This window comes from Nostoc sp. (genome assembly GCF_036917755.1).
Classification (GTDB): Bacteria; Cyanobacteriota; Cyanobacteriia; order Cyanobacteriales; family Nostocaceae; genus Nostoc.
Window position 1 is genome coordinate 101572 of record NZ_JBALFC010000019.1, and the last position, 15487, is coordinate 117058.

General features: G+C 43.0%; 14 protein-coding genes. 7 read left to right on the forward strand and 7 right to left on the reverse strand.

The window, feature by feature from the left end:
- Positions 1 to 465: 465 nt before the first annotated feature.
- From V7L05_RS06690 to V7L05_RS06710, 5 genes are all read left to right on the forward strand, one after another.
- Positions 466 to 1290 carry an undecaprenyl-diphosphate phosphatase gene (locus V7L05_RS06690; RefSeq protein ID WP_335162969.1) on the forward strand — a complete coding sequence of 275 codons (825 nt, stop codon included), beginning with the start codon at positions 466 to 468 and terminating at the stop codon, positions 1288 to 1290.
- Between the two features lie 98 nt (positions 1291 to 1388).
- Positions 1389 to 2726, forward strand: coding sequence for a TIGR03279 family radical SAM protein (locus V7L05_RS06695; RefSeq protein ID WP_335163073.1), 1338 nt, complete (start codon positions 1389 to 1391; stop codon positions 2724 to 2726).
- A gap of 97 nt (positions 2727 to 2823) precedes the next feature.
- Positions 2824 to 5613, forward strand: coding sequence for a family 10 glycosylhydrolase (locus V7L05_RS06700; RefSeq protein ID WP_335162970.1), 2790 nt, complete (start codon positions 2824 to 2826; stop codon positions 5611 to 5613).
- A gap of 433 nt (positions 5614 to 6046) precedes the next feature.
- Entirely contained in the window at positions 6047 to 6274 is a 228-nt protein-coding gene (locus V7L05_RS06705; RefSeq protein ID WP_335162971.1) for a hypothetical protein, read from the forward strand.
- 280 nt (positions 6275 to 6554) lie between these two features.
- Entirely contained in the window at positions 6555 to 7751 is a 1197-nt protein-coding gene (locus tag V7L05_RS06710; RefSeq protein WP_335162973.1) for an EAL domain-containing response regulator, read from the forward strand.
- A gap of 3 nt (positions 7752 to 7754) precedes the next feature.
- On the opposite strand, the gene V7L05_RS06715 is transcribed toward V7L05_RS06710, so the two are convergent.
- On the reverse strand, positions 7755 to 7886 hold the full coding sequence (locus V7L05_RS06715) for a hypothetical protein (protein WP_335162975.1): 132 nt from the start codon (positions 7884 to 7886) through the stop codon (positions 7755 to 7757).
- Between the two features lie 86 nt (positions 7887 to 7972).
- Here V7L05_RS06715 and V7L05_RS06720 point away from each other — a divergent pair, with 86 nt between their 5' ends.
- Positions 7973 to 9316, forward strand: coding sequence for a PQQ-dependent sugar dehydrogenase (locus V7L05_RS06720; protein ID WP_335163075.1), 1344 nt, complete (start codon positions 7973 to 7975; stop codon positions 9314 to 9316).
- A 146-nt stretch (positions 9317 to 9462) separates the two neighbouring features.
- Positions 9463 to 9870 carry a phosphomannose isomerase type II C-terminal cupin domain gene (locus tag V7L05_RS06725; protein ID WP_335162977.1) on the forward strand — a complete coding sequence of 136 codons (408 nt, stop codon included), beginning with the start codon at positions 9463 to 9465 and terminating at the stop codon, positions 9868 to 9870.
- A 77-nt stretch (positions 9871 to 9947) separates the two neighbouring features.
- Here the strand turns inward: V7L05_RS06725 and V7L05_RS06730 are convergent, their stop codons facing one another.
- The 6 genes from V7L05_RS06730 to V7L05_RS06755 form a co-directional block, all read right to left on the reverse strand.
- Complete coding sequence (locus V7L05_RS06730; RefSeq protein WP_335162978.1) at positions 9948 to 10706, reverse strand: HEAT repeat domain-containing protein; 759 nt, start codon at positions 10704 to 10706, stop codon at positions 9948 to 9950.
- 180 nt (positions 10707 to 10886) lie between these two features.
- Complete coding sequence (locus V7L05_RS06735; RefSeq protein WP_335162980.1) at positions 10887 to 11447, reverse strand: GNAT family N-acetyltransferase; 561 nt, start codon at positions 11445 to 11447, stop codon at positions 10887 to 10889.
- Positions 11448 to 11465: 18 nt separating this feature from the next.
- Positions 11466 to 11657: a hypothetical protein gene (locus V7L05_RS06740; RefSeq protein WP_335162982.1), complete on the reverse strand. Its 192-nt coding sequence runs from the start codon at positions 11655 to 11657 to the stop codon at positions 11466 to 11468.
- Positions 11658 to 12092: 435 nt separating this feature from the next.
- On the reverse strand, positions 12093 to 12500 hold the full coding sequence (locus V7L05_RS06745) for an ABC transporter permease (RefSeq protein ID WP_335162984.1): 408 nt from the start codon (positions 12498 to 12500) through the stop codon (positions 12093 to 12095).
- Positions 12485 to 13777 (reverse strand): AmpG family muropeptide MFS transporter, encoded by a 1293-nt coding sequence (locus V7L05_RS06750; protein WP_335162986.1) that lies wholly within the window; start codon positions 13775 to 13777, stop codon positions 12485 to 12487. The genes V7L05_RS06745 and V7L05_RS06750 overlap by 16 nt, the downstream gene beginning before the upstream one ends.
- A gap of 246 nt (positions 13778 to 14023) precedes the next feature.
- Positions 14024 to 15481 carry a DNA phosphorothioation-associated putative methyltransferase gene (locus tag V7L05_RS06755; RefSeq protein ID WP_335162988.1) on the reverse strand — a complete coding sequence of 486 codons (1458 nt, stop codon included), beginning with the start codon at positions 15479 to 15481 and terminating at the stop codon, positions 14024 to 14026.
- Between the last annotated feature and the right edge of the window lie 6 nt (positions 15482 to 15487).

Below are 15487 nucleotides of genomic sequence, written 5' to 3' on the forward strand. Positions count from 1 at the left end.
AATCCCTTAAAACCTCGTTTACAGCCTCTGGCTGGAAATGCACTTCATCGCGGCTCTGCCGCAAGTCTTGAGGCGGAGCCTCTCGGAATGCATTCCCAGTCTCCGACTGGGAACGAGATAATCTCTAAAAGCTGCTTCTAGACTAACTTTCACGTTAAGTTGACACGTATGACTCCTCTGTAGTCCCTTGTAAATGGGGTACTACAGAGACGTGAAGGTAAAAATTTAAAGTTAAAAAGTGAACTGGCATCAGTCCGCTAAATATTAAAGTTTGATGAATTGCCAAAATTGCGTTGACTTATTGAGGTGGGTGTAAGAACATGGTCAGCGTCTTCGATGATGTTATTGATCAGTAAAATTGAATTTTCTACAAGATTGGGTGCAGCAAAGAGTATATAAAGTAACATCATCAGCTAAACAATGTTCATAATCATGTCCAGAACCGGAAAAAGGTATTAATTGCATATGGAGTTTATTCAAGCTTTTATTTTGGGTATTGTTCAAGGTATTACAGAGTTTTTGCCAATCAGCAGCACTGCACATCTTCTGATTGTGACAAAGGTATTTGGTTGGAAAGAACTAGGTTCTAAAGATTTTGTTGATGCAATTCAATTTGGCAGCGTGATCGCAATTTTGGGGTATTTTTGGTCACTAATTTACAGTATTGTCAAGGGTGGAATCGAAGCAATAAAAGACAAAGACTGGCAACGTGAGGAGTGGAAAATTCTTGTTGGTATTGTAGTAGGAACAATGCCTGCCTTAATTTTCGGCTTTCTTTTGAAAGACATTCTACCGGAGAGTGCATTAATTATTGCCATCATGTCGATCATCATGGCACTTGTATTAGCTTTGGCAGAAAAAATTGGCACTCGCAAGCGAGGTTTTGACTCATTGCAGATTCGGGATGGTATTTTAGTTGGATTGGGACAAACACTTGCTTTGATTCCGGGCGTTTCTCGTTCTGGTTCGACGTTGACCACTGCCTTATTTTTAGGATTAGAACGCGATACAGCAGCGAAATTCTCATTTTTGTTAGGGTTTCCAACTCTTACCATTGCGACGCTGTATAAAAGTCTGAAAATATTCAAGTTGTTTCAAGCCCACCAGTTGCCAGATAACATTGTTGGACTGTTAATTGTCGGGATTATTTCAACCTTTATCTTTTCCTACCTATCAATTGCATTTTTGATCAAATACTTAGCAACCAAAAACACTTTAGTTTTTGTTTGGTATAGATTAGCATTCGGTAGTGCCATTTTACTGGCGATCGCAGCAGGTTGGAAAGGATAATAGTCATTAGTCATTAGTCATTAGTCCAAAGCCAATGACTAATGCCCAATGCCCCATGCCCAATGCCCCATGCCCCATGCCCCATGCCCCATGCCCCCATGACTATTCATCCTGCCCGAATTACTAAGGTTCTCCCAGACTCAATAGCCGCAGAGATTGGCTTTGAATCCGGGGATGCGATCGTTGCGATCAATGGTACACGTCCCCGCGATTTAATTGATTATCAGTTTTTGTGTGCTGATGAAGTTTTGGAACTAGAAGTTTTAGACGCTACTGGTAAAACTCATAGCCTGGAAATCGAAAAAGATTACGACCAAGACTTGGGGCTAGAATTTGAAACTGCCCTATTTGATGGCTTAATTCAGTGCAATAACCGTTGCCCATTTTGTTTTATCGACCAACAGCCACCAGGTAAGCGCACCAGCTTGTATTTAAAAGACGACGATTACCGTCTGAGCTTTTTGTACGGCTCTTATCTTACCCTGACGAATTTACCAGAAAGAGAATGGCAGCGCATTGAACAAATGCGCTTGTCTCCGTTGTATGTTTCTGTTCACGCCACCGAACCCGAAGTGAGAATTAGACTGCTAAAAAATCCGCGTGCGGGACAAATCTTGCAACAAATCAAGTGGTTTCAAGAAAGGCGACTACAAATTCATGCTCAAGTAGTTGTTTGTCCTGGTATAAATGATGGCAAACATCTGGAACAAACTCTCAAAGATTTAGCGTCCTTTCATACTAGTGAAGTGCCTGCGGTGGCATCGGTGGCAGTTGTGCCAGTTGGGTTGACACGGTTTCGGCCTCAAGAAGATGAACTCACACCTGTAACCAGGGAAAAAGCCCAAGAAGTGATTTCTCAAGTGCGATCGCTTTCGCAGCAATTTCGCCAACAATTCGATTCTAGCGTTGTTTGGTTAGCCGATGAGTGGTTTTTGATTGCAGGTGAGGAATTACCCAGCGAATCTGAATATGAAGAATATCCCCAAATTGATAACGGAGTTGGTTCGATTCAATTATTTATCAAGCAATTTGCCACCGTTGCGGCAGAATTACTACCGCCAAAAGTTTATCCTCAGAGAAGATTAACTTGGGTAGTAGGTAACGCCGTAGAAAAAGCATTTCAACCAATTTTGAAACGCTTAAATTGTGTTGAAGGTTTAGAAGTAAATATGCGGGCTTTATCTAGTGATTATTGGGGACAAACTATCAGTGTAACCGGATTATTAACTGGTCATGATTTGCTTTTAAATTTAGAAGGGCAAGATTTAGGTGATGGGATTTTGCTACCGAATGTCATGTTAAAAAATGGTGAATTAGTGTTTTTAGATGATATGAGTATTGAGGAATTAGCTGGCAGACTAAATACAAAAATTTTGCCAGTAGCAGGAGTTGAAGATTTAATCAAAACATGTCTTTTAAATTCTGTTCAGTTTTAGATATCAAAGTTCAGTTGTTTCTCGGAGGTAATTTATGGTGATGCTGGATGATAAATAAGAAGTAATGCTTAATAAATAATCCACTGAGGAGTCAGGAGTGAAGTATCAGGAAGAGTATCAGAAAAACGCAAAATTACAAATAAAAAAAGCTGGATTATTCATTTTAAGTTTTAATTTTTTAATTTTAAATAGTTTTAGTATTTTGCCAGGCAGGGCAGCGACTGAAGAACCTGTATTGAGCGTAGTGTATGGCCAAGAAAACGCGAATCAATGGACAGGGATAAGCGATCGCTTACAGGCAATCGGGGTGAAATATTGTGTAATTCCCCTAAATGATGTCAAGAGTGCGGCAGATTGGGGCGATCGCCGGGTATTATTTTTGCCAAATGTCGAGACATTAACGCCAACCCAAGCGATCGCCCTAGAAGAATGGATGAGTAATGGAGGGCGCTTGATTGCCAGTGGGCCTGTAGGTAATCTGTCATCGCCAGGAGTGCGCCAGTTATTGCGATCGCTTTTGGGAGGTTATTGGGGATTCAGCCTCAGTGATACAGAACAGATTAAACCCCCAAAAACCGATATCCCAGAATGGGCAAATCAAACTGAACTCTTTGGCAAAGTGCGCGGCGGCGTGATGATTCCTAATGATATGGGCACTGAAGCTCCTGCTGTTTGGAATTCCAAAGATAATCCTGCCGCAGTAGTCACAACTGAGCGTTCCACCCTTTTGGGTTGGCGCTGGGGAACAAATACAGCCTCCGCAGCCGAGTTAGATAATGCCTGGTTAAAAGCTGCTCTCAATCACTATTTGACAGCACCAGCGCCATCAAATCGCATGAAAAAAGTAGCAGGAGGTTCCCAAAACTGCTCGACAACGGTGGCAGCAGCACCAAGGGCAGAGGAGCAGAGAGGCAGTTTATCCCCCTCATCCCCCTCATCCCCCTCATCCCCTCCTAAAACTGCCACCACTCCCATACCTAGAGCGCTAACTACAGTCAAACCCCCAACTTCTCAGGAGGCTATTGACCAATTAGAACAAGCGGTGCGTCTAGATGTTGCACCTAACTCCAATGATCCCATTGACAACAACGAAGCGATCGCTCTTCAGCAAGAGCTAGAAAATCTAATTGGTCGGGTGGAAAGTGCTAATTTAGCGGTATTAGCTGATGCGGCTAATGAAGGTGTTGGGATATCTGAGCAAAAGCAGTCCTCTAGGAATCTGGGCACCGACACCCCCCAATCTGTCAAAGAGCAGCCGACGCAATTGGCCTCAACTAAATTGGGAGGGCTAGTCAGAAGTAAAGACCAAACCTTGGCACAGGTAAGGGTAATTGCTAAAAACTTACCCATATTGATTGCCCAAAAAAACTACGCTCTAGCCCGTCAGCAGTGGCTAGTAGCGAAGACAATTTTGTGGCAGCAGTTTCCTGTTAATCGGAGGCAGGCTCAACCAGAAATTCGGGCAATTTGGTTAGATCGTGGGACGATTGTTCGTGCTGGTAGCAAGGCGGGACTGGCAGAGATTTTTGATCGCCTAGCCCAAGCTGGGATTAATACCGTCTTCTTTGAAACTGTTAATGCTGGCTATACCATTTATCCGAGCCAAGTCGCCAAAGAGCAAAACCCATTAATTCGTGGATGGGACCCACTGGCAGAAGCAGTGAAATTAGCCCATGAGCGAGACATGGAATTACACGCTTGGGTTTGGACTTTTGCTGCTGGGAACCAACGGCACAATGAAATTATCAACGTTAATCCTAATTATCCAGGGCCAGTACTGGCGGCTCATCCCGATTGGGCAAACTACGATAACCTTGGCAACATGATTCCCGTTGGGCAGACTAAGCCATTCTTCGACCCAGCCAACCCCGAAGTACGGCAATACTTGCTGAAGCTGTATGAGGAAATCGTCACTCACTATAACGTCGATGGTCTACAGCTAGACTACATTCGCTACCCCTTTCAAGACCCATCAGCAGGTCGAACCTATGGCTATGGCAAAGCTGCAAGAGCGCAGTTTCAGCAACTTACTGGTGTAGATCCGATAAATATTTCCCCCAGTCAACCAGAACTGTGGCAAAAGTGGACGATATTTCGCACCGCGCAAGTTGATAGCTTTGTTGCCCAAGTATCACAGGAGTTGCGACAAAAACGACCAAATTTGATTTTGTCGGTTGCAGTATTCCCTCTGCCAGAACTAGAGCGGATTCAAAAAATTCAACAAAATTGGGAAACTTGGGCTAGGCGGGGGGATGTAGATTTAATCGTTCCCATGACTTATGCTCTGGATACTTCTCGCTTTCAACGACTAGCCCAACCCTGGATTACCTCTAAACAATTGGGAGCTACATTGTTGGTACCGGGAATTCGCTTACTTTCTTTGCCAACAATTGGGGCATTCGATCAACTCCAGTTGGTAAGGGATTTGCCAGTTAGTGGTTATGCACTCTTTGCCGCAGATAATTTTAACAACGAGCTACAAAAACTCTTTAGTAGCACCCAAGGTAGGGTTCAATCCACAAAAAGTGAACCGATTCCTCATCGCCAGCCTTTTCAAACTGCCGCCATCCGTTACACCGCGCTGCAACGGGAATGGAAATTTGTTTTCCAAAATGACCAACTACAAAGACCTGCTCAGACAATATCAGATTTTAACAACCAGGCAGAAATTTTAGGCAGTGCTTTAAATCAGCTTGCTGCTTCCCCTTCTGGGAGTAAGTTAATAGTGGCGAGAGCCTCTCTAACTCGGTTCCAGTCTCAATTTCGGGTATTGATGAGCCAAGAGCTTAAGTCAAATTCCTATCAAGTCAAAGTTTGGGAAAATCGGCTTGTAACTATAGAAAGGCTATTACGTTACGGCGAACGGCGGGGGCAGTTGCGTCCTTAGTACAGAACACCACAAAAAGGGTATGGAATTTAATCATTCGTAGGTTGGGTAGAACGAAGTGGAACCCAACATCAAGTGTGAATATTTGCGAACCCTTTTTACGGTGACGTGTACTTAGTGAGGGAGCAAGGGAGCAGGGGGATAAGGGAGAATTATTGAACAAGTTTCTTCCTTGTCTGTTCCCCATGCCCCATGCCGAATTTTCAACTAGCTGGATATAAGCTAGTTTGTAATTCTTAACACACTTTTTTAATATTTTTTATAATCCCAATATTACTACTTGTTTGGTATCAAAATATGGAAAAATACTTAAGTAAGAAGCTTTAGATAAGTATTTTTTATTATAAATATAGTCAAAATCTATACAACTCTTACCTCAACTTATAAAGCACAAAGCTTAGAGTGAATAATTGACCGTTCGCTGCGGATGGTTGTGCCGGAAACACTACTAATACTACTATTAGATGGGATATCTACGATGGGCTACACCTACGCACTGATGACAGTACGAGGTAAGAGTATCTTAATTTCTTCCTATTTGCAGGTAGTGGCGTGTTTTACCAAGTATGATATGGTACTGCTTGTAGCTTCAGGAGCTAGCTTGCAAACAGCCAATATTTCTGAAGTTATGCATACCTCGGTGATGACATTAAAAGTATGAGAGTTTCTAAGTATAACCTCAGTATTATCACCGTTGTAGTAGCAGCAGTTATATGTATGGACAGTTGTAGATAACCAAGATCAAGTTATTGGTCTTGTCATCTGGTAGTGACAGACAGGACAAACCAAGTTGCCTCATTGGAGTTTGTGTGGATAGTACATTTTAAAAAAGTGTATAGATATCTACCAAGGTGAAGCATTTATCACAACTACATTGGGATTTCATACAAAGTTTGTTGTCATTTTGTCATTAAGTAATAAAACATAAATTGAGGTAAATTATGCCGAAAATTCTAATAATAGAAGATGAAGAAGCAGTTCGTGAAAACATTTTAGACTTACTAGAAGCTGAGGATTTTGAAACTCTTGCTGCGGCTAATGGCAGAATCGGGATACATTTGGCGATCTCCGAACTTCCCGATTTAATTCTTTGTGATATTATGATGCCAGAACTTGACGGTTATGGTGTGCTAAGAGCATTACGCGAAGATACTTCAACGGCAACAATTCCCTTCATTTTTCTTACTGCAAAATCTGCCAAATCTGACTTCCGTCAAGGTATGGATATGGGTGCCGATGACTATATAACTAAGCCATTCACTCGGTCTGAGTTATTAAGTGCCATCATGAATAGGTTGGAAAAGTACGCTACTTTAAAAAGGTATTTATCTCCTCAGACTGTAATTAATAATTTATCTCCAAAAATGCAGTTATTAGAAATTAGCTTACACCGGGCTATAAAACAACATAAATTTCAAGAATTTGAAATTTATTATCAACCAATAGTCGATATTGATTCTGGTAAAATAGTAGCTGCTGAAAGTTTATTGCGCTGGAAAAATCCAGAATTTGGGACGATTTATCCAACAGAATTTATTCCGTTAGCAGAGTCTACAGGTTTAATTGTTCCCATTGGTAAATGGGTATTAAAAAGTGTCTGTCAACAAATAAAAGGCTGGCGTGATGCCGGATTTTACTCATTTATTGTTGCTGTAAATCTGTCAGTAATTGAATTTAATCAACCAGATTTGATTGATAAAATAGTCCATTTAATAGCTATCAATGATTTGCAACCAGATTACTTAGAGATAGAACTGACTGAAAGTATGATTATGCAAGATGTAAATAGTGCGATCGCTACTATGAGCAAATTGCAATCCTTGGGTGTAAAAATTGCGATCGATGATTTTGGGACTGGCTACTCTTCTTTAACTTATCTGAAAAACTTTCCAATTAACACATTAAAAATAGACCGTTATTTTATCCATAATGTTGCTAACGATCCCCAGAAATCAGCCATTACCAAGGCATTAATTCAAATGGCTCACAATCTCAATCTAGATGTAGTTGCTGAAGGTGTAGAGACGGAAGAAGAACTGGCTTTTTTGCGGCAATACAATTGTAATTCTATGCAAGGCTTTCTATTTAGTCGTCCATTGCCAGTAGCAGAATTTCAAAATATTTTATTAACTAACTAATGCTTATATTATGTGTAAATATTTTACTAGATGGGGTATTGGGTATTGGGCATTGGGCATTGGGCATTGGGCATTGGGCATTGGGCATTGGGAAGAGAATTTAGTCCCCAGTACCTTATTAGGTTGACTAACCAAGAAAAATCAAACTTTCGACTGGCGACAATTATTAAGTCTTAAGTCTAGAGTAGGAAAAATGTGTAATGTGTATAGTGTCTACCGCCATGAAAGTCCCTGCGCGTTTCTTGCTGCCAGTTTTGTTACTGACGTTGACAGCAGCCTGTAACCAGAGTCGTGCTTTCTCAGATAATCCTACACCACAAACATCTGTACCTTCTGCTCAATATGCACAGAATCGTACACAGCCAAAAAATATTGTGCGTACTGAAGCACTTTCACCTAAACCCATACGGATAAATCTGAATAGTTTACCAGCACCCTTCGCAACAAAAAGTGCCTCTAAGCAACCAGAGGTTGTGCCCATTCCGCAAAACCCGGTGCTGCGCGTACCACCAGGCTTTACAGTTAACGTCTTTGCCGAAGGTTTAGATGCCCCACGCTGGCTAGCTTTAACCCCCAGTGGTGATGTTCTGGTTACTGAAACTAAGGAAAATCGGATTCGTCTGTTGCGTGACAGCAATGCTGACGGCATAGCCGACGTTCGAGAAACTTTTGCAAGTGGCGACAACGGACTCAATATTCCTTTTGGGATGGCGTTTGCAGGTAATTCTTTTTTCTTGGGTAATACTAATGCGGTTTTACGGTTTCCTTACACCAAAGGTCAACGGCGACTAACTGGCACCGGTGAAAAAATTGCTGACCTTCCTGGTGGTGGCTATAACCAGCACTGGACGCGTAACGTAGTGGTATCACCCGATAGTAACAAGCTATACGTTTCTGTTGGTTCACAATCTAATGTGAATGAAGAACCCCTACCACGGGCTTCCATACAGGTGATGAATTTAGATGGTTCTCAGCAGCAAACTTTCGCTTCCGGGTTGCGTAACCCTATTGGTTTAGACTTTCATCCTGTAACTAAGGAACTTTATGCCACTGTTAACGAACGGGATGGAATTGGCGATGACTTGGTGCCAGACTATCTGACACACGTTAAACAGGGGGCATTTTACGGGTGGCCTTATGCTTATCTAACACCAAACAACCTCGATCCCCGCCAAAAGACGGATGGCAAAAGTAAACGCCCCGACTTAGTAGCCCGTACCGAAACGCCAGATGTGTTGTTCCAGGCGCACTCAGCAGCATTGGGTTTGCAGTTTTATGATGGTAAAACGTTTCCACAAAAATACCGTAACGGTGCTTTTGCTGCTTTTCGTGGTTCTTGGAACCGCGATCGCGGCACTGGTTATAAAATTGTATTTGTTCCCTTCGATGCTAAAGGGCGATCGCTTGGCTACTACGAAGACTTTCTCACAGGATTTTTGCTAAACCCTTCTGTACCAACCACTTGGGGACGGCCTGTTGGTTTACTTGTGTTGCCAGATGGCAGTCTACTACTAACAGAAGAAGCCAATAATCGTATTTATAGGATTCAGTATAGGGGGAATTAAGCAATTCAAAATTTAAAATTTAGAAATTCAGGTAACGCATCATTAATTTATGGAGATGTCTACTAGAAATGTTGTTACCATTCCCATTCCCAGGTTTATTGTGTTTAATTAAAAATACTGATAATCATTTGGTTGAAAAATTAGTTATGTCTCAGAATGACAATAATAATCAGTCAAATATCAACGAATTGTCTCCACATTCCGGTACACGATATTGGGGTGAGGTAGAGGTGATTGAGGAGGGAGAAACCTATAGAATTAGTCGTGTTGAAATCAAGCCCAGGCACGGCATTAAACCACAAATTCATTATCACCGCAATGAACATTGGGTTGTAGTTTCTGGTGTGGCGAAGGTGACTTGTGGCGATGTGGAAACATTACTGAATCGAAACGAATCAACTTATGTCCCCGCAGCAACCCTACATAAGGTAGAAAATCCTGGACATATTCCGCTAGTTATTCTGGAAATTCAAAATGGTGAATATTTAGGTGAGGATGATACTGAGCGTCCTTATGACTTAAATTTGGTCAAACCTCTAGCTGAAGGTCAGTAAGGGATGAGGAGGATGAGGGGGATGAGGGGGATGAGGGAGATATAACCAATGCCCAATGCCCAATGCCCAATGCCCAATTAAAACCACCCTTCTTGTTCCAAGGTTTCAATCAACTGCAAGCCACGGGGATCACCTACTCCTAACAGTGAGGCTTTGGCGTCTTCCCGTACTCCCAAATCTTGGTCTTCGGCAAAGGCTTGAATTAAGGCGTCGATCGCTGTGGCATAAACTACATTAGAAGGCAGTTCGCGGCACAGTTGACCAATTGCCCAAGCACTGTTACTCCGCACTGCTGCCACAGGATCTTGAACTAAGGCTTCAATTAATGGTGGTATTGCCCCTATGACTGCTTCATAACCCACTTCTGCCATCTGTGCTAAGGCGCTAGCAGCCCACAAACGCACTGCGGAAATATCGGTTCTTAAGGCATCTGCCAAGGGTGGTAAAGAACGGCGATCGCGACAGTTTCCTAAAGCCCAAACAACACCTTTACGCACATAGCCATTCCAATCATTATTTAGTTGAGCAATTAACGGACTCACTGCCTCTGAACTGGGATTGCGTCCGATGCCATAGGCTGCACTCACCCGCACTAAGGGACAGGTATCAGTTAATAGGCGAATCAGATGGGGGGTAGCACGCGGATCTTCTATATCACAAAAAGCACGCGCTGCTAACATTCTTTGCTGGGGCTGGGGATTTTCCAGCAAGGCTAGCATCAGTTCTGGATCAGGCTTTGCCACAACTGAATCGGCAGTTAGCGGCTCTATTTTATCTAAGGGGCTTTCTAGCTCCTCCTCAACATCAAGTAGGCTTAGATCGTCTTCGTCATACATAATTTCATTTCAATCCCGAACAGGGATTAACACATAACGGAATGTGCCAATAAGTTAAAGCTTTATATTTATATATATTAGTTGCGTTATTATACACTTTCCGTTCTCCCTCGTTGAGTTTTATCCAAAAGAGAACCTCCATAACTCAGACGCTACAGTATGTTATCGCTATCCTTTAGTTTATTGTTCTGCACTCAGGAATTTTACCATCCAGAGGGATTGGGTTTGATAACCTAACTGATTGTAAAGATTTAATGCGGGTTTGTTGGATTGAAACACTTGTAATCCAATCTGGCGATCGCCTCTTTGAATAGCCCAATTTTCCACATATCGCATCAACGCTCTACCAATACCCCGTCGCCGATGTTCTGGTAGAACGTAGAGGATAAAGATATGAGCATGACGGTTCCCATGTACTTGATCTATAGCGTTGCCCACCCAGAGGCAGGCGATGGGGCATTGGGCATGGGGCATTGGGCATGGGGCATTGGGCATGAGGCATTGGTTATTTTCCGCCTGCTCCTCTACTCCCCTAATCCCCTGATCTCCCTCACCCGAAAACTCTACCCACCACAAGGGCGTATCGCTGGAAAAATATTGCTTAACTGTTTGTTCTAGGTGAGAAAAATCCTCATTGGGAAAAAGATCCTCGTAAGTTCGCTGCATGAATTTAAGCAGCAGCGATCGATCCAAAGCGGAGCCACGGCGAATAATATACCCAGGTAGTAGTTGCTCAGACACTTAAATACGTTTATTGACTTAGCTAGCTGAGTGATCTGCTGCTGGTGGTAAATCAGCAGCAGTAGGTTGATAACTTACCTGTACCTCTTCAATTGGTGCGGGTGCTGCCATATCGGAAGGTAAAAAGATGCGGGCGCTGACTGCCACTAGCGCAAACAGAAATACCAATACCGCAAGCAGGGGAGCGATGTACTGACGAAATATAGCCATATCTTAGATTGCAAATATCTAGGAACTTTTATGAAAACTAGGACTTACGCATTGACAGACATAACCAAATGTGAATTACCTCTCGTTACAAGGCTCTGCCTTGTAATGCTCTTGTGGGAGGCTCTGCCTCCTGTCAAACTGGGAGGCAGAGCTTCCGAGTGATCACATTCCCAGGCAGAGCCTGGGAACGAGGCAGGGCAAGACTTTTATCTGAATAAGCTTGATATGCACATAATACTCAATTTGTAAAGTGCGTAAGTCCTAAAAACCTAGCTGAAGATTTGTGAAGTATTCTTAATTGATTTTAGCGATTTTCTAGGGATGGGGAATGGGGCATTGGGAATTGGGCATTGGGCATTGGGAATTGTAAAAATTCTCCCTCATCTCCCTCATTCCCCCACTCCCCACTCCCTACTCCCTACTCCCCACTTCCGCTTATGGGCGATCGCGCTCTAAGTCATCAAGCACTCTCTCGCAATACCAATTCTCCGGCATCCCAGGATAAGTTTCCTTTGCCTGTTCAATTAACTGTTCGGCCGCGGCAGCGTCACCGGATAATTTAGCGATTAGCCTGTTTTTGAGATAGCTATCAGATAGATCCTGTTCTACCTGGTTTGGTATCCCTTCATTTATAGTTGATGGCCGGGATTGTTCTCTTCGCAACTGCCAAAATAAAACGTAATAAAGTGTACCAAAAATTAAAATTAGGCTGAGTGTTCCGAAAAAAGTTAGGAGGTTAAATGCTAGAAATCCCAGAACTAACTGCGAGAGAACATAGCCAAGTAATAAACCAGTGAGTAAGAGAATGAATGTGCCGACAGCAATAACTACTTGATTCCCCATATATCCTCTTCTTCGTCCTCAAGTCCTGGTCTGGATACTGCCACTGGCTGAGGGTTCCAGGGGGCAAATAATGGCAATAGGAGTAGTCCTGGGATAGCGGCGGCGATGGTAATTAAGAAAAATATCGGCCAACCCGTGCTTTGGGCGATCGCGCCTCCAGGGGAAGCTAAAATATCGCGGCTGACAGCCATTAAGCTGGAGAGCAAAGCATATTGGGTTGCGGAAAATCGCTGGTTACAAAGACTCATCAAAAAGGCAACAAAGGCTGCTGTCCCCAATCCACCACAAAATTGTTCTACGTTGATGGCAAGTACCATAGCTTGGTAGTTTTTACCGATGTATGCTAGAAAAAAGTAAGCTAAATTACTTACTGCTTGTAGAATACCAAAAACCCAAAGTGATCGATTGAGGCCAATAGCACTCAAAATTGAACCACCTACTAAAGCGCCAACAATCGTAGCAATTAACCCCATTCCCACCTGAATTGCCCCAATGTCGATTTTGGTAAAACCAGTTTGCAGCAAAAAAGGCGTGGTCATATTGCTTAACAAAGCATCACCTAGCTTATATAGGGTAATGAATGCAAGCATTAGAATAGCTTGGATAATACTTTGACGCTGAAAAAATTCCCGAAAGGGCAAGATCACAGCATCAGCTAGAGAAGCTGGAGGGCTAATTTCCTTGGGTTCTGGTGCAAACAAGGTGGCAAGAATACCAATTACCATCGTCCCTGCCATAAACAAGTAAACCGATGACCAAGGCAGTTTTTCAGCAAGTATCAAGGCTAAAGCACCTGCGGCTAATAGGGCTATTCGATAACCTAAGATAAAAACTGCTGCACCAGCCCCCATTTCTAGTTTTTCTAAAACGTCGGTACGGTAAGCATCAACGGCAATATCTTGAGTTGCACTGATCAAAGCAATGACTATGGCGTTGATGGCTAGCAGCTGTAATGCTTGTTTGGGTTGTTGAAAAGCCATGATAGCGATCGCTATAATCAAAGCAATCTGCGTCAAAATTAACCAACCCCGTCGCCGCCCCAAAACTGGCAAAGTGAACCTGTCCACCAACGGTGCCCACAAAAACTTCAAGGAATAAGGCAAACTAGCGAGGCTAAACCAACCAATAGCAGCTAAATTTACCTTCTCCTCGGTCATCCAAGCTTTTAAGGTATTACCGATTAACAATAACGGTAAACCCGATGAAAAACCTAAAAATAATAAAGCCGCCATCTTGCGACTACCGAAAACTCCCAGTAGCGATTTAATTTTCCTCATAGTTTCAAGTTTTTGCCTCTTTTAAGGAAATATCAATAAAATCCAACGCGGAAATACAAAAGTGTATCATGTAACTAGTACCTATAAGGGTTTGAATTATCGGAGCGCCAGCAGTTCCCTATTAATCCCGATCAGAGATTGAAACTTGTCATAGTTGCTGTGTGATTTTCCGCAAACATGACAAACTACCAAGATTTACTTGGGTTAAATACAAATTCAGGATAACCTTATAGTGTCAGCGTTTTCTTAACTTTGCTGAATTTGATAAACCTGATGCCCCCTGATTTCGACTCTGTGTGCGGCGAGGCATTTTTCCCAACCTTCACGCGTACCAATGTCGCTTTTGTGTTTAAGCAATCCTAATTCCTCTTCTTGTTGGGTGAGTTTAGCAAATTCTTCGTAGCGTGGGTAGTTGCTGGTAACAAATGTTTCTTTCCGGTGCAAAATTGGCGGATTTGCCCTAGTTTCATAGTCTCGATGAGTAACGAATAAGGTTTTTAAATCAATAGTTATACTGGCTTTTAATGCTGGGTGGGGATCAGTGTCGAATTCGGGGTAAGACAGATAGGATATTTGCGGCTTATCAGTGTGATATTTGATCAATGTGGCTTCATCTACACGCCCAATGGTACGGCTAGCGCAACCTTCACAAATTCGCAGCACGGGGTCAAGTGCAGCAAGTGCCCAAACATGGACGTAAAGCGCACCGCGCGTGTGTTTACCAATTTTGCTTTTTTCGCACGCAGCTTGAATCACCCCAGATTTCCCTAAGCTGAAAAGCTTTTGGTCGGCGACTTGACAAGCTTCTTCGTAACTACTAAAAAAGGCTTTGATATCGTGACGCATTTCTGCTGCTAGCTTCTGCCATGCGGGGCGTTGATCAAAGTGGGTGAGGGCGAGATAAACTTGGATATCTAGAGAACGACGGTAAGCGATCGCATCCCATTCTGCTTCATCGGTAGCTTGCAAAACTGCACCAAAGGCGCGGCGAAAGTTCCCAAATTCGCTCAGTAATTCCTGTTCATTTTCTAATTCACCTTTCACGGGTAGTCTACCGCGCTTGGTAAAAAAAGCCATAAGTGGTTGCAGCTGTTCTTGATAGTCTTCAAACCGCTTGATGGGGATGCGGACTCGCGGTGTAGAAGAGGTAGAAAAGAAGCGGATAGCTTTGTAACTTTCTTTTTCAGCCTCATCTCGAAAAACAAAGTAGACACCTAGCGCGATCGGGATTGCATCGACATTTAGCACTTCATCAATATAAGTTTTGAGTTCTTCTTGTTCGTAATATTTCTGAAAAGTATTGCGGCGCGTCACAATGCCATCATTGTAAGCAAGTTGGGTTTTGCTGGAAGCGTTAACCAGTATTTGAGCCGCGACAATTAAAACTTTCCCAGTGAGTTCCCAAGCTTGGATTAGGCTTTGACGGCGTTCTTCTGGGTCTTCGATGACGTTGAGGACGTAACCCAAATTGACCACATCGGCGGCGGTGCGTGGTACGTCGGGATAATAGTAAGGGTCCCAGCCTGCACTGGTGTAGCCTAAGTTTTTTACTCGCTGGACATCACCACCGTAGCCACAACCGTAGTCAAAAAAAGTGGTGTCTTGATGTAGGATTGCCCATTCTATTGCCAATCGCACGGGGCGAGATAAATCAGTACGAGCGATCGCAGCTCTGTGACGCTCGATTTCTAGCGCTTCAGGCATAAGAAT

What these genes read in the sequence shown, in the direction of transcription:
- V7L05_RS06690 (WP_335162969.1), top strand. Translation starts at nt 466, where the DNA reads ATGGAGTTTATTCAAGCTTTTATTTTGGGTATTGTTCAAGGTATTACA.
- V7L05_RS06695 (WP_335163073.1), top strand. Translation starts at nt 1,389, where the DNA reads ATGACTATTCATCCTGCCCGAATTACTAAGGTTCTCCCAGACTCAATA.
- V7L05_RS06710 (WP_335162973.1), top strand. Translation starts at nt 6,555, where the DNA reads ATGCCGAAAATTCTAATAATAGAAGATGAAGAAGCAGTTCGTGAAAAC.
- V7L05_RS06720 (WP_335163075.1), top strand. Translation starts at nt 7,973, where the DNA reads ATGAAAGTCCCTGCGCGTTTCTTGCTGCCAGTTTTGTTACTGACGTTG.
- V7L05_RS06725 (WP_335162977.1), top strand. Translation starts at nt 9,463, where the DNA reads ATGTCTCAGAATGACAATAATAATCAGTCAAATATCAACGAATTGTCT.
- V7L05_RS06730 (WP_335162978.1), bottom strand. Translation starts at nt 10,706, where the DNA reads ATGTATGACGAAGACGATCTAAGCCTACTTGATGTTGAGGAGGAGCTA.
- V7L05_RS06740 (WP_335162982.1), bottom strand. Translation starts at nt 11,657, where the DNA reads ATGGCTATATTTCGTCAGTACATCGCTCCCCTGCTTGCGGTATTGGTA.
- V7L05_RS06745 (WP_335162984.1), bottom strand. Translation starts at nt 12,500, where the DNA reads ATGGGGAATCAAGTAGTTATTGCTGTCGGCACATTCATTCTCTTACTC.
- V7L05_RS06750 (WP_335162986.1), bottom strand. Translation starts at nt 13,777, where the DNA reads ATGAGGAAAATTAAATCGCTACTGGGAGTTTTCGGTAGTCGCAAGATG.
- V7L05_RS06755 (WP_335162988.1), bottom strand. Translation starts at nt 15,481, where the DNA reads ATGCCTGAAGCGCTAGAAATCGAGCGTCACAGAGCTGCGATCGCTCGT.